Source organism: Arthrobacter pigmenti (assembly GCF_011927905.1).
Taxonomy (GTDB): domain Bacteria; phylum Actinomycetota; class Actinomycetes; order Actinomycetales; family Micrococcaceae; genus Arthrobacter_D; species Arthrobacter_D pigmenti.
Genome location: NZ_JAATJL010000001.1, coordinates 3,194,166 through 3,207,399 on the forward strand (window position 1 = coordinate 3,194,166; position 13,234 = coordinate 3,207,399).

The following is a 13,234-nucleotide window of genomic DNA, read 5'->3' on the forward strand; positions in this document are numbered from 1 at the left end:
TTTCTAAAAGTGTTGGAGACCTAACGCCGCTCGCGTTCCTTCACCACGAGCACGGCAAAAACAAGGCAGCCGAGCCCGGGAACCACCAGCGGCGGCAACTGCCAGGTCACCACAACCGCAAGAACGACGGCGGCGAGCAGCGGCGCAATAGCCCCAGGGTCCGTGGCGAAACTGTTCACGCCCTCCCGCACGGCCCGCTTCCAACCCTTGGAGGGGGTCCACCGCACCGCAGACTGCAGCAGCACGAATACCAGTGCGGTGAGTGCCAGGAAGCAGACGACGAACACCAGCAGCCAGCCCGGCAACACCTGGGTGCCTGCCAGCAGGAGGTTGAAGAGCAGGACGACGGCAAGCGCCGTCGTCGTCAATCCGACCACCCAGCCCGTGCGGAGGGCGGAGATGAAGTCTTCCCACCACTGTCCGAGCGTGGAGCGCTCGGCGAGGAGGTAGCGGTGGAGGTGCCTGGTGGAGGCGGCGAGCGCGGCGGGCAGCGTAATGATCAGCAGCCCGCCGGCGAAGGTGAGGACTCCCATCCACAGCACCTCCGCGAACAGCGCGAACTTCCCCTGGGCACCCGGCCACTTGAGCTGGGTGCCGTCTGGTTGGGGCTGTTCGCGCCGCTTGCGGGCGCCGCGGGCTGTCATCCCTTCAGGCCCTGGGTGGCCACGCCGGCCACGAGGAAGCGCTGGAAGATCACGAAGAACAGCATGACAGGTAGCAGTGCGAGGACCGAGATCGCGACGGTGGCGCCGTAGTCAGAGGCACTCGACTGGTCGTTGAAAACCCGCAGAGCGAGCGGCAGCGGGTAGTTCTCGGGCGAGTTCAGGTAGAGCAGGGGGCCGAGGAAGTCGTTCCAGCTCCAGATGAACGCGAAGATCGAGGAGGTGATCAGCGCGGGCCGGATCAGCGGGACGGTGATGGACCAGTAGATCCGCCAGTGCCCGCAGCCGTCGATGCGCGCTGCTTCGTCCAGTTCCTTGGGGAGGTTGCGGATGAACTGGACCATCAGGAAGACGAAGAACGCCTCCGTGGCCAGGAACTTGCCGATCAGCAGAGGGAAGAACGTATCCACCATGCCGAGGTTACGGAAGATCATGTACTGCGGGATGATCAGCACGTGGAACGGCAGGAGCAGGGTGCCGATCATCATGGTGAAGAACAGCGGCCGGCCCTTGAAGTCCAGGCGGGCAAATGCGTAGGCGGCCATCGAGGACGAGATGACCGTACCGATCACCGCGCCGATTCCGAGGATGGTCGAGTTCCAGAAGAACTTCCAGGTGGGGATTCCCGCGACGCCCTCAAGGACTTTGATGAAGTTGTCGATCGTCGGGTTCTCGGGCAGGAGGCTCTGATTCGATCCGAACTCCGCACTCGGCTTGAAGGACGCCGAGATCATCCAGACCAGCGGATAGAGTACGACGGCGGTGAGCACCACGATCGCGACAATCCAGGCGACGGTCGAGGCGGTCCTGCGTGGGTTGCGTCGTCGTTTGTGCGTGGGCTGAACGGGCGGGACCGCGGTGGGATTTGTTTCGATAGTGGTCACTTCGTGTCACCTCCGTAGTGCACCCAGCTCTTGGAGGTGCGGAAAAGGATGAAAGCGAGGATGCCCACCGCTATCAGGAGCACCCAGGCCATGGCGGATGCGTAGCCCATCTGGTTGTTGGTGAAGGCACGTGTGTACAGGTAGACGGTGTAAAAGTTGGTGGCGCCGGCTGGGCCGCCCGTACCGGAACCGATGATGTAGGCCGAGGCGAAGATCTGGAACGCGCCGATCATCTCAAGCAGCAGGTTGAAGAAGATCACCGGGGAGAGCATCGGCAGTGTGACGCTGATGAACTTCCGCCAGGCCTTTGCGCCGTCAACGGAGGCCGCCTCATAAAGCTCGGTGGGGACCTGCTTCAGGCCGGCGAGGAAGATGACCATCGGTGCGCCGAACTGCCAGACGGCCAGCAAAATCATCATCGGCATGATGAGCGCCGGTACACCAACCCAGCCGCCGAGGTTGATCCCGAAGAGACTCAGCCCGCTGTCCACAGGGCCGTCAGCGGAGAACATTGCCCGCCACACGATCGCGATGGAAACCGAGGCACCGATGAGGCTCGGCGCGTAAAACGCGGACCGGAAAAACCCGGTGCCCCGCGACTTGAAGTTCAACAGCATGGCTACGCCGAGCGCGGCCGCCAGTTTGATGGGCGTGCCGACGAGCACATAGATCAGGGTGATCTGAACGGATCCCCAGAAAACGTCGTCGGTGGCCATGCGTTCGAAGTTCGCCAGGCCCGACCACTCCGGTGCGGTAAAGAGGTTGTAGTCGGTGAAGGCCAGATACAGCGAGAAGAGCATCGGGCCGAGCGTGAGGGCGAAGAGCCCCAGCAGCCAGGGAGACAGGAAAACGTAGCCGGCGAGATTGTCCCTGTTGCGCTTGCGTTTGGGCTGCCCAACCGTCCGGCGGTTGCCCGCCGGACGGGTGCCGGGTTCGGCGTTAGTGCGGGTTTTTGTTGGCGCGTGCGCCGATCCCGTTGTCATGAACTGCTCCTAAACTGCGGTTGGATCAGGTCAGCGGCCGAGCGTAACGGCAGCCTCATCGAAGAACTGCTGTGCTGCATCCTCAGGAGAGATGGCATCCAGGCCAATCGAGGTTCCCAGGGTCAGGAACGTATTTTCCAAGGCGCCGTAGCCAACAACCGGTGCTGCCGGCGGATCGCCGATGCGGTCAGCAACGGAATCGAGGTATTCCTTGACTTCCAGTTCCGGGCCTTCGAGCGCAGCACCTTCAAGAGCGGTCTCCGATGCAGGGACACCCAACGTCGCGCCGAAGATCTCGCCAACCTCGGGGCTGTTGATCAGGAATTCGATGAATGCTACCGCTGCTTCAGGGTGCTCGGTTTGAGCGCCAACCGCGTGCAGCATTGAAGGCTTCTGATACAGGTCCTTGACCGAGGGGTCGCTGGTGGGCGGAGCCAGAATGGTCAGGTCCTCAGCGCCCGTGTCAGCCAGGTAACCGCCCATGAAGTTGGACCAGGTCATCTCGCTTGCGGTGAGATTGGCGCCAAAGCCTGACTTCGGATTGACTTCTTCAAGCTTGCGCGCCGGGATGGTCGCATTCTCGCGGAGGTCCTGTGCACTGCTCCAGAATTCAGCGAGCTCTTCCTGCGTGAAGTTCAGCTCACCCTCTTCAGTGAACAGTTCACGGCCCTGCTGGCGGAGCTGCAATTCGAAATTCTGGATACGCCCGGTGTAATCGGTCCCGCCCCAGACTTCGCCGCCCGAAGCTTCGGTGACGCTGGTCATGTAGGCGTCGTAGTCATCCCACGACGTGCCGCCCTCATAGCCTTCAACACCAGCCTGTTCGATAACCGCAGGGTTCTCGAACAGCGACCACGCGTTGTAGCCGGTGGGAACGGCGAGGGTCTGGTCCTCGAGCTTGCCGGTAGCCAGCAGTGTCTCGTCAATGGTGTCGGTGGTCAGGCCGTTGCCGACGTACTCCGTGAGATCCAGCAGCAGCCCGTTCTGGCCATACTGGCGCAGGTAGCTGTAGTCGAACTGCATGACATCGGGAAGACCGCCGCCTGCTGCCTCTGTCTGGCGCTTCTCCCAGTAGGCGGGGAAGTCCATGAAGGTGCCGTTGACGTCAATGTTGGGGTTCGCGTCTTCGAACAGCGCGATCGCTTCGTTGTAGCGCTCCGCGCGGTCCTCGTTACCCCACCAGGTGAAGTTGAGGGTTACTTCCTCGTTCGGATCCGGAGTGCCTCCGGCATCGCCACCACCATTGCCGCCACACGCCGTCAGCATCAGGGCTGCCGCGACGGTGACCGCTACGCCGGAGCCGGCGCGTCGTGAGAGTTTCTTGAACATCTTTGTCCTCCTGGGAACGGCTCAGATATGAGGTGAAGCTCTTTGGTTCCGCTGGTACTGTGGTGTACCTCACGGAAAGCGCTCTCCCTAGACTGTAAATTGAATCGTCTCAATACGCAAGGCCTAGTTCTAGAATACTGTGATCCGTGATACTTCCGAGACCTACTTGAGCAAAGGATTTTGCCCCGATGCCGCAGTTCGACCTCCCGCTTGAGCAGCTTCAGCAATACGTTCCGGAACGCACCGAGCCCCTGGACTTCGATGCGTTCTGGGAGAAGACCCTGGCCGAGGCAGCTTCCTTCAGCCTGGACGCCCGCTTCGAGGAGGTCGACGCCGGTTACACCGAACTCGTTACCGAAGACGTGACGTTCGCCGGCTATGGTGGCCACCCGATCAAGGGATGGATGCTTCGTCCGCGTTCTGCCAAGGGCCCGCTTCCCGTCGTCGTCACCTACATCGGCTACGGCGGAGGACGCAGCCTCCTGGGCGAGTGGACCGCCATCCCAAGTACCGGCGTCGCGCATTTTGTGATGGACCTGCGCGGGCAGGGTGCAGGACATCGCAGCGGTGATACTCCTGACCCGGGCGTGGGCGGGCCTCACTTCGGCGGTCACCTGACGCTGGGGATCGATTCGCCGGAGACCTACTATTACCGGCGGTTGTTCACCGATGCTGTGCGCGCGGTGGAGGCGGCGCAGGCTCACCCATTCGTGGATGCTTCTCGCGTGCTTCTTTCCGGCGGCAGTCAAGGCGGAGCCATTGCGCTGGCGTCCGCGGCGCTCTCCCCCACCGTCCTTGAGCATGCGCCGTTGGCCGCCATCGTCGATGTGCCGTTCCTTTCGCACGTCCGCCGCGCAACCGAAATTGTGAACACCGCACCTTACGGCGAGCTGGTGCGTTACCTCGGCATCCAGCGGGGCCGCGAGGATGAAATCTTCCACACGCTGGGCTATTTCGACGGCGTTAACTTCGCCGCCCGGGTCACCATGCCGGCGCTGTTCTCGGTGGGCCTGCTCGACGACGTCTGCCCGCCGTCGTGCGTCTATGCCGCCTACAACCACTACGCGGGACCAAAGTCCATGAACGTCTTTCCCTACAACGGTCACGAGAACGGCGGAGCCGCCCAGGCCGCGGAGCACATCCGGTTCCAGCGCGAGGTTTTCTCGGGAGCCTGACAGCACTGCTGCCGCATCACCACCGATATCGCCGGACGAAAAGTTTCGCTTAGGACCAACAATGCCCAAGTACCCTGCCTACCTGTTCGCATACTTTGCCGGCGAGGATTCTCCGGATGCCGAACAAGTTCACTTCGCGGTGAGCAGCGAAGACGCCCCGTTGTCGTTTACGCCACTGGCCGGCGGGAAACCGGTGCTTCAGTCGACGCTGGGTACCGGCGGAGTGCGGGACCCGTTCCTGGTGCGCAATGAGCTGGCTGCGGGCTTCCACCTCATCGGAACGGACCTGAGCATCCATAACGACGGCGACTGGGAGCGCGCCACGCGCTACGGCAGCCGATCTGTGGTCATTTGGGACTCGCCTGATCTGGTGTCCTGGAGCGAGCCGCGTCTGGTTGAGATCGCGCCGTCGAACGCGGGATGCGCCTGGGCGCCGGAAGCCTTTCTCGACCGGGACCGGGGTGCCTATGTGGTGTTCTGGTCATCACCGCTCTACGGCGAGGAGCGGACGGGAGCCTCAGCCCACCTCCGGGTACTGCGCTGCTTCACGAAGGACTTTCGTTCCTTCTCCGATCCGGAGGTCTACCTCGACCCTGGCCACTCGGTCATCGACACGACGTTCCTGGAACGCGACGGCGTCACTTACCGCTTCACCAAGGACGAGCGGCCGCAATCGGCTGGCGCCTTGATGGGGAAGCACATCTTCGAGGAGGCAAGCCGGGACGGGATGCTGGCCGAGAATTTCACGTTGGTCGCGGAAGGGGTCGGCTCGACGCATCTGGCCCAGGGTGAGGGGCCGATCGCCGTCAACTCTCCGGATGGACAAAAGAGCTACCTCATCATCGACGAGTTCGGCGGGCGCGGGTATGTCGCGTTCCAGTCCGAAGCCCCGGGCACCGGTGCGTGGGAGCCGGTGGCCGACGCCCGACTCCCGGAAGGCGCACGGCACGGATCGCTCCTGCCGATTACGTCTGCGGAGCGCGCCATGCTGTTGGCCGTGTGAATTTTCATATGGACCCCGCGGACAGCGATCATTGAGCCGTGTCCGATACTTCCCCGCCCCTCCTGACCCTCGGCGTCGTCGTTCCTCCGTCATTTGAGCCGGCCTCCTCGCAGGAGCTGGGCGACGCCCTGCCGGGACTGCTTGCCGAGTCGCACCCGGGCGTCGCGTGGCGCGTGGTCGTCGTGGTCGAGACGCTGGACGGCCGGGCGCCGTCGGACCTGCTGGAGACAGCCCGAGACCGCCTGCTGGATGAGGATTGGGATCTCGCCATCGTCGTCAGTGAGCTGGCGCTCCGCAGCGGGCGGAAGCCTGTGCTCACCCAGATCAGCCCGGTCCACAAGGTGGGACTGGTGGCGCTCCCGGCGCTTCGGGCTGTGGGCCGCCGCGAGACACTATCGGACGCGATAGTGCGGTTGATCGGGCCCCTGGTCGGGTGGAATGACGACGACGACGCCGAGGACCGCGCCCGCCGCGCCCGGGAAATGGCCGATGACCTGCCCGACCACACCGACGAGAACGCCATCCAGTTCACCGGAAGGGTGGTAGCCGGAAACGCCCGGGTACTTCTTGGGCTGATCCTCGCGAACCGGCCCTGGCGGCTCGCCGTCACCCTTTCCCGGGCGCTCACAGCGGCAGCGGCGGCGGGGGTGGTGACGCTGGCTACGTCGGACCTCTGGGTGCTCGCGACAGCGTACGCACCACTTCGGCTCATCCTGCTCACCGTTCTTGCCGTCGGTGCCGTGACGCTCACCCTGATGATCGGCGCGGACCTGTGGGAGCGTCCGCGGCGGCGCCTCGAGCGCGAGCAGGTGGCCCTGTTCAACCTCGCCACGACGGCGACCGTGGTGATCGGAGTCATGACCTTTTTCGCCGCACTGTTCGTCCTCTCATTCGCAGCGGCGTTGCTGTTGGTCGACGCCGGGGTGTTCGCCGCCGTCGTCGGGGCACCTGTGGGCCTGACCGAGTACGCGCAGCTGAGCCTGCTCACCGCGGCGCTCGCGACCGTGGGTGGCGCACTGGGTGCGGGGTTGGAGAACGACGACGTCGTCCGCGCCGCCGCTTTCACGCGCAACGACGTTTAGCCTCGACGTCGTGAAACGTAGAGCAATCCGGACAATCGGGTGCGAAATTCCTCTCCCTTTTGTCCGGATTGCTCTACTTCGTGTCCGGGTTGCTCCGTTATGGGTCCGCTGGGGCTACCGGACCATCCCGAGGATCGTCCCTGCACAGTGCTCAAGAGCGGCGCGGGCATTGTCCGAAACGACGTCGGGCCTCTTGCCCTGGTTCAGGAACTTCACGAACTTGTCCATCGCCTTGCCGACGCCCTGGAAGTTACCCTCTTCCACTGCACGCTGCGCTTGGTCGAGGGAAGCCTCCAACTGCCTGGCGACCGGCCCATCGACGTCCCCGCTGGCGATGAAGCCCTCCAGCGTTGCCTGCAGATCAGCAACAATGCCAGGCGTCCACGCGTCAGGTACTGGGACCTCCGAGAAGTTCATGTCCGAGGCGAAGTAGTAGCTCGTGTAGGACGGCTGGTTGTAGGAGGTGTTCTGGCGGGCGACCTCCACGCGGTACTGCGGATCGTGCATCAGCGTCGTGAGCTTGTGCCCGGTAACCTCGGTGCTCAGGTACACCCGGATGGCGGAGCTGTCTGCCGTGCGCACAAACAGTTCCTCACGCCAGTCACCGAGCGCGTCCGCGACCAGGGCGGGGTTGCCCTTGGTGCCGTTGTTGGTGCGCGTTCCTTCGGCGGTGAGCAGGCGGCCGCGGGTCCAGTCGTCGATGGTCGGCGTCGCATTGCCGGAACCGTTGACGATCTGCGTGGTCATATCCGCCGCCCATTTGATGCTCTGGTTGGTTCCCGGCGTGCGGGATTCCAGCGGCTCGCCGTCGGAGCTCAACAGGCCTGAGCCGAGGGTGCCGTTCGGCATGCTCGCCCACACCTCAATGCCTTCGACGTCGGAGCGGACGTCGCCGATCATGCCGCGGCCGGTATCCCGGCCGGAGTAGGCGCCGAAGAGCACTTCGCCGGTAGCAGCATCGCGCATCGCCGAACCGTAGGGTGCGTACGCGCCGCCCTCATGAACGGTCCAGATTTCCTGACCCGGGCGGTTCGGGTCGATGTCCGTCACGTGCATTGCGTCACCGTGACCGAGTCCGGCTTCGACACCCGGCGTTGCGCTGCCTTCCGGCATGGTGTCGAACGAGCTGTAAAGCAGGGAGCCGTCGTCGTCGATTGTCGCCGAGCCGTACACGATCTCCTGGCGGCCGTCATTGTCCACGTCCGCCGCGCTGAGCGAATGGAAACCCTGCGTGGTGATGGACCCGAACTCCGGGTCGGTCCCGAGGCGGCCGTGCGGACCGTCATTGAATGGGTTCGTCATCGGCGTCCAGCCGCTGTCCACGAACCAGTCCTGGGTCAGGTTCTTGCCGTCCCAGTTGTAGGCGGCAATCGTGGAGCGCGTGTAGTAGCCGCGGGCGAAGACCGCCGAGGGACGCTGTCCGTCCAGGTACGCGACGCCGGCGAGGAAACGGTCCACGCGGTTGCCCGGCTCGATGCGGGACATGGCGTAGTCGCCCCACATGAGGCCGTCGTCGTGCCGGCCCGGCTCATAGTCAACGGTCTGGAGCTCCTCGCCGGTGGCGCCGTCGAACACGGTCAGGTACTCGGGCCCGCTGAGGATGAAGCCCTCGAACGCCCGGAGGTTGTTGCGGGTACTCCGCGAAGGTGCGTAGACGTCCATGAAGTAGTCGGTCATGGCGCGGGCATCGGCGTCGGAGAGCGGGTACTCGTAGCGCTGTTCGATACCGAATGCTTCCTCGAGCGTGGCGGGCCACTTGCCGGCGACAACCTCGGGATGCTCGTGCCAGCCGGCGAACATGTCGAGGACGTGCTCGTAATAGCCCTCGGCCGAGAGCCGGTAGTCGTCCTCGTTGCTGTAGCCGGCCTTGCGGTCATCCTTCGGGAGGGTGATGTACTCGGGCTCCCCCGCGACGCCGTCCGTGTAGGTGGTGACCGTGGTGCCCGGCGCGGTCTTCATCATCATCTCGGTGCGGCCGTCGCCGTCGAAATCGTAGACCATGAACTGCGTATAGTGCGCGCCGGAGCGGATGTTCACGCCGAGGTCGATGCGGTGCAGCAGCGTCCCGTCCATCGTGTAGGTATCGATGTACGTGTTGCCGGTGTAGCCGACCTGCGAAACGTCCTTGGAGTTGGACGGCTCCCACTTCACGACGTACTCGTAGTCGCCGTCGCCATCCGCGTCACCGATGCTCATGTCGCTGGCTGCATAGGTGTAGCTTTCGCCGGCCGGTGTCACGCCGTCGGCCGGCTTCTGCAGCGGAATGTCCGTGTAGTTCTGCGACCACGGGCTCACTTCTTCGCTGGGCTGCAGTTCAACGCCGTCGACGACGGCGGCAACTGAGTAGGTTGCACCTTCCGTTGCGTCCGGGTCGAGGTAGTTGGTGCTGTCGGTGACCGTGGCGATCTTCTCGCCGTTGCGGTAGACGGCGAAGTCAGCGCCGGTCTGGCCGGTTTCGGAGGCTCCGGTCACCTCGGTGGCCAGGAGCCGCCAGCTGAGGAAGATGCCCTCGGGGGTGTTAGCGGCTACAAGGCCGCGGTCGAGGTGTTCGAGCTGAATGCCGGGTTGGGCATCCGGGGCCGGAGCTGCGGCAGCGGGAAGGCCGCCACCCCCGGCGATCAGGGCTGCGCTGAGAGCCAGCGTTGCGGGTATAGGTGCGATGCGAAAGCGCGAGTTCATCTTTGAATCCTTTCAACGGAAAGCGCTTTCTCTACGCTAGGCGAAGTGGCGGAAGCTGGTCAAGGGTGCGCGGCGTACTTTCTTTCGTGGCCCGCGTTGGTGCAGATGGAGAAGATCAGACGCAGGTGAGCGCAATTTCCCTCACCTGCGTCCAGCCTGGTCCGGCTCGTGTCCAGGTTGGTCGTGTTCATATCCGGTCTGCACGCTTCGTGTCCGGTATGGGTCGGCTGGACGTTGATCGAACCTGCCGGATGCACCAGCACGACGGCGCCGCTCGCCTAAGCTGGACGCGAACCAAAAGGGGAACCAATGACTAATCCGCTTGTCCCGACGCACTGGGAACTGACCGTCACGGCAATCGGCCTGCTCCTTGTCGTGCTGGCGATCGCCACCGTCGTCTCGCTTGCCCGCAACCGCAACTACACGCCGGTCCAGCGCCTGCTGTGGCTGCTGGTGATCATCTTCGCGCCGATTGTCGGCTCGGTGCTGTGGCTGCTCGTCGGCCGGCGGACCGGAACCCAACGGCATAATGCAACTGCGTGACCTCGAGCCGCGGGACGTGCGCCCGCAGCTGACGCAGGAGCGCCGGGAACTGCTCGAGCTGCTATCGGAACTCACCGCTGACGAGTGGCTGCTGCCGACCGCCGCCGCGGAGTGGAACGTCAAGGCCGTGGTCCTCCACCTGCTGGATGACGACCTCGGCTGGCTGTCCCGCTTGCGTGACGGTGATACCAGCGGCCAGCTGGAGGTTGAGGAATACCGAACCTTCGTCGACGCACTTGACGCCAAGAACCAACGGTGGATTTCGGGCGCCTGGGGACTGAGCCCGCGGGTCATCATTGACCTGCTGAAGTTCTCCGGTGAAGAGATGGACCGGTGGTGGGCCACCCTCGATCTCACCGCCGAGGGTGGCGTTATCTGGGCCGGCGACAGCGTTCCCGAATGGTTCGACATCGCACAGGACCTGACTGAGCGGTGGGTGCATCAGATGCAGATCCGCGAGGCCGTCGGGAAGGTGGGCGACTACGCGGAGAGGTATCTGCCGCTCGTGCTTGAGACGTTCGTCTGGGCCCTGCCTCACCAGTTCCGGAGGCCCGCGCCAGTCGGGAGCCGGATCAACGTCGACCTCGGTCTCGTCCACAGCTGGCACCTCGAGCGCGTCCACGAAAGCGGGCGGTGGGAGCTGAACGCAGGTCCCGTCGTCGAGCCCGCCGCATCTTTCGCTGTCGCGTCCGATACCGCGTGGCGCCTGCTGACGGGAGCAAAGTACGACGACGGCGCCGTCACCATCAGCGGCGACACCCGCCTGGCCGCTGGCTTGCTCGGGATGAGGGGAATCATCGTCTGAGCGTGCGTCCCCGGGTGGAACCGCGCTCAGAAAATGAACGGCTCATCCGCCGGCACGTTCCGATCGCAACGCAGCAAGCCGTCGTCGTCGACCCGCAGCCGCGCACGATGCACCGCTGACCGCCGCAGCGCGCCTGCCTGCTGCTCGACGTCGTTACTTCCGTCCCACTCCGGGTGGGTGAAGTAGAAGGCGACAGCTTGATCCCCCAGAACGACGACGTCGGCATGCCGGCCCACCTGCCGATCCTCCGGGTGGGACCCGGGCGAATCAAGGATGAGGCCCTGCGCGGACCAGTTGACGCCGTCGTCGGACCGGTAGACCCGCTGCCCGCGCCACTCGTCCACGATCATCCAGAACCAGCCGTCGAGCTCGAAGACGTTCGGCCCCTCGTGAGGCGCGCCCCCGATGGCCTGCCCCTCGACCGTCCAGGTGTGCCAGTCGGTGCTGACGGCGGACCACGTGGTGGACTCGTCGGCCTCGTCCTTGTACCAGAGGCGCAGCAGGCCATCGGGTGTCCGGGCGACGGCGGCGTCGATCACGTATCGCGAACTTAGTTCCAGGAAGCCCTGATGCGACCATCGCTCAAGATCAGGACCCACCAGATGGGCGATTCGCCGCTCGTGACCCGCCCACGTGGACGGAATACCCCGAATCCAGGTGAGGTACATGTGGTACTGCGAACCGTCCCAGGCAACCTCGGGCGCCCAGTGCGTGTTCGGGCCGTGCTCGTTGACCGGGTCGAGCCCCTTGGCGACGCCGCGGTATTCCCAGCGGGCGCCGTCGTCGGACACTGCCATCCCGATCCGCGACCCGTGCACCCACGCCACGCCCTCGCCTGTATCGGAAGAACGGCGCTGGGTGTAGAACATCCACCACTGGCCGGTCTGCTCGTTGCGGATGACCGTGGGGTCCGTGGGCCCGCCGAGCGGATCGGCGAGGAGCGGCGCGCTCAACGCGAGGGCCGCAGGTCCGTCACCGGTACGCGCATACCGCCACGGAACTTCGGATCGGTCAACTCGGCGCGCTGAACCGGGGCCCCTCTGCCGGCGGAGGCGTACAGGGCAGCGACAATCTCGATCGCGCGAGTAGGAGCCGCGGCAACGGCGGGCACGTCGGATCCGCTCAACAGCGCCGCGTACACCTCGCCCAGCAACGCCGCATGACCGCTGGGTACCTCAATGTCCGGAAGCGCCCACCCTGCCGACTGCCCGGCGTCGATGTGCCGCGCCGGGGTCACCTTCCAGCTCGCATGGTTGTGCCCATAGAGGTGCTCGAGTTCGATGGTGGCGTGCTCGGTATCGATGCGGATCAGGCTCGACTCGCGGGGTGCCAGCACCGTAGTCAGCACAGACGCCACAGCCCCGCTTTCGAACACGACGACGCCGCACGAGGTATCTTCCGTTTCCACGTCGCGATCCAGCCGGAACAACTGTCCCGATACCGAAGCCCAATCCCCCAACAGGTACGCCAGCAGATCGATCTGGTGAATGCCGTGGCTCAGCGTGGTCCCGCCGCCCTCGCTCTCCCAAGTTCCGCGCCAGGGCACGTCGTAATACTCGGAGCCGCGGTACCAGTGCGTGTGGCAGACCGCGGTCAGCGGCCGACCCAGCTCTCCTGAGCTCAGCAGTTCACGAATGTGTTTGGCCGCGGTGCCCGTGCGCTGCTGGAAAACGACGGCGAACTGGCGGCCCGCCCTATCCGCCGCCTGTTGCATCTCGTCCACTTCAGCGAGCGAAAGTGCCGGCGGCTTCTCAACGATCGCGTGGGCGCCGGCGTCGAACGCTGCCCTGGTCTGACCCGCGTGCCCTGCAGGCGGGGTGCAGACGTGCACGACGTCGACATCCTCCGACGCGAGCAACTCCTCCAAGGTGGCGTACCCGGCCGGAACGCCGTGCCGGGCATTGAAGTCCCGGACCCGTTCCTCGCTGGGGTCCGCGGCGGCAACGAGCGTGACGCCGTCGAGCTCGGCCAAAGCCTCGGCGTGCAGGTGCGCCACGGCACCGGTTCCGAGAATTGCGGCGCGGAGGGTGGTTGTCATCGGTGCTCCTTGTGGGTTCCGGATAGATCCGTTGACTTGCTGCAGAGTACG

General features: G+C 64.7%; 12 protein-coding genes. 5 read left to right on the forward strand and 7 right to left on the reverse strand.

Annotated features, from left to right (window positions below):
* Positions 1 to 20: 20 nt before the first annotated feature.
* From BJ994_RS14955 to BJ994_RS14970, 4 genes are read right to left on the reverse strand one after another with little or no spacing between them, the layout of a single operon-like run.
* Positions 21 to 644 carry a hypothetical protein gene (locus BJ994_RS14955; protein ID WP_167995228.1) on the reverse strand — a complete coding sequence of 208 codons (624 nt, stop codon included), beginning with the start codon at positions 642 to 644 and terminating at the stop codon, positions 21 to 23.
* Positions 641 to 1,546 carry a carbohydrate ABC transporter permease gene (locus BJ994_RS14960; RefSeq protein WP_425339390.1) on the reverse strand — a complete coding sequence of 302 codons (906 nt, stop codon included), beginning with the start codon at positions 1,544 to 1,546 and terminating at the stop codon, positions 641 to 643. Before BJ994_RS14960 ends, BJ994_RS14955 begins: the two co-directional genes overlap by 4 nt.
* Positions 1,543 to 2,529 carry a carbohydrate ABC transporter permease gene (locus BJ994_RS14965; RefSeq protein WP_167995229.1) on the reverse strand — a complete coding sequence of 329 codons (987 nt, stop codon included), beginning with the start codon at positions 2,527 to 2,529 and terminating at the stop codon, positions 1,543 to 1,545. The genes BJ994_RS14960 and BJ994_RS14965 overlap by 4 nt, the downstream gene beginning before the upstream one ends.
* A 30-nt stretch (positions 2,530 to 2,559) precedes the next feature.
* Entirely contained in the window at positions 2,560 to 3,858 is a 1,299-nt protein-coding gene (locus BJ994_RS14970; protein ID WP_167995230.1) for an ABC transporter substrate-binding protein, read from the reverse strand.
* A 188-nt stretch (positions 3,859 to 4,046) separates the two neighbouring features.
* On the opposite strand from BJ994_RS14970, the gene BJ994_RS14975 reads away from it, so the two are divergent.
* The 3 genes from BJ994_RS14975 (at position 4,047) to BJ994_RS14985 (ending at position 7,118) form a co-directional block, all read left to right on the forward strand.
* On the forward strand, positions 4,047 to 5,033 hold the full coding sequence (locus BJ994_RS14975) for an acetylxylan esterase (RefSeq protein ID WP_167995231.1): 987 nt from the start codon (positions 4,047 to 4,049) through the stop codon (positions 5,031 to 5,033).
* Positions 5,034 to 5,094: 61 nt separating this feature from the next.
* The gene (locus BJ994_RS14980) at positions 5,095 to 6,036 is read left to right on the forward strand and encodes a glycoside hydrolase family 43 protein (RefSeq protein WP_167995232.1); all 942 of its coding nucleotides are present in this window, start codon (positions 5,095 to 5,097) and stop codon (positions 6,034 to 6,036) included.
* Between the two features lie 38 nt (positions 6,037 to 6,074).
* Entirely contained in the window at positions 6,075 to 7,118 is a 1,044-nt protein-coding gene (locus tag BJ994_RS14985; protein WP_167995233.1) for a hypothetical protein, read from the forward strand.
* 114 nt (positions 7,119 to 7,232) lie between these two features.
* Here the strand turns inward: BJ994_RS14985 and BJ994_RS14990 are convergent, their stop codons facing one another.
* Positions 7,233 to 9,797 (reverse strand): rhamnogalacturonan lyase, encoded by a 2,565-nt coding sequence (locus BJ994_RS14990; protein WP_167995234.1) that lies wholly within the window; start codon positions 9,795 to 9,797, stop codon positions 7,233 to 7,235.
* Positions 9,798 to 10,106: 309 nt separating this feature from the next.
* On the opposite strand from BJ994_RS14990, the gene BJ994_RS14995 reads away from it, so the two are divergent.
* Entirely contained in the window at positions 10,107 to 10,340 is a 234-nt protein-coding gene (locus BJ994_RS14995) for a PLDc N-terminal domain-containing protein (protein ID WP_167995235.1), read from the forward strand.
* Complete coding sequence (locus BJ994_RS15000; RefSeq protein WP_167995236.1) at positions 10,327 to 11,145, forward strand: maleylpyruvate isomerase N-terminal domain-containing protein; 819 nt, start codon at positions 10,327 to 10,329, stop codon at positions 11,143 to 11,145. Before BJ994_RS14995 ends, BJ994_RS15000 begins: the two co-directional genes overlap by 14 nt.
* A gap of 26 nt (positions 11,146 to 11,171) precedes the next feature.
* Here the strand turns inward: BJ994_RS15000 and BJ994_RS15005 are convergent, their stop codons facing one another.
* Together BJ994_RS15005 and BJ994_RS15010 are read right to left on the reverse strand one after the other, a co-directional pair.
* Complete coding sequence (locus BJ994_RS15005; RefSeq protein ID WP_167995237.1) at positions 11,172 to 12,098, reverse strand: glycoside hydrolase family protein; 927 nt, start codon at positions 12,096 to 12,098, stop codon at positions 11,172 to 11,174.
* Positions 12,095 to 13,183 carry a Gfo/Idh/MocA family protein gene (locus BJ994_RS15010; RefSeq protein ID WP_167995238.1) on the reverse strand — a complete coding sequence of 363 codons (1,089 nt, stop codon included), beginning with the start codon at positions 13,181 to 13,183 and terminating at the stop codon, positions 12,095 to 12,097. The genes BJ994_RS15005 and BJ994_RS15010 overlap by 4 nt, the downstream gene beginning before the upstream one ends.
* Positions 13,184 to 13,234 lie beyond the last annotated feature (51 nt).

What these genes read in the sequence shown, in the direction of transcription:
- BJ994_RS14955 (WP_167995228.1), bottom strand. Translation starts at nt 644, where the DNA reads ATGACAGCCCGCGGCGCCCGCAAGCGGCGCGAACAGCCCCAACCAGAC.
- BJ994_RS14965 (WP_167995229.1), bottom strand. Translation starts at nt 2,529, where the DNA reads ATGACAACGGGATCGGCGCACGCGCCAACAAAAACCCGCACTAACGCC.
- BJ994_RS14970 (WP_167995230.1), bottom strand. Translation starts at nt 3,858, where the DNA reads ATGTTCAAGAAACTCTCACGACGCGCCGGCTCCGGCGTAGCGGTCACC.
- BJ994_RS14975 (WP_167995231.1), top strand. Translation starts at nt 4,047, where the DNA reads ATGCCGCAGTTCGACCTCCCGCTTGAGCAGCTTCAGCAATACGTTCCG.
- BJ994_RS14980 (WP_167995232.1), top strand. Translation starts at nt 5,095, where the DNA reads ATGCCCAAGTACCCTGCCTACCTGTTCGCATACTTTGCCGGCGAGGAT.
- BJ994_RS14990 (WP_167995234.1), bottom strand. Translation starts at nt 9,797, where the DNA reads ATGAACTCGCGCTTTCGCATCGCACCTATACCCGCAACGCTGGCTCTC.
- BJ994_RS14995 (WP_167995235.1), top strand. Translation starts at nt 10,107, where the DNA reads ATGACTAATCCGCTTGTCCCGACGCACTGGGAACTGACCGTCACGGCA.
- BJ994_RS15000 (WP_167995236.1), top strand. Translation starts at nt 10,327, where the DNA reads ATGCAACTGCGTGACCTCGAGCCGCGGGACGTGCGCCCGCAGCTGACG.
- BJ994_RS15010 (WP_167995238.1), bottom strand. Translation starts at nt 13,183, where the DNA reads ATGACAACCACCCTCCGCGCCGCAATTCTCGGAACCGGTGCCGTGGCG.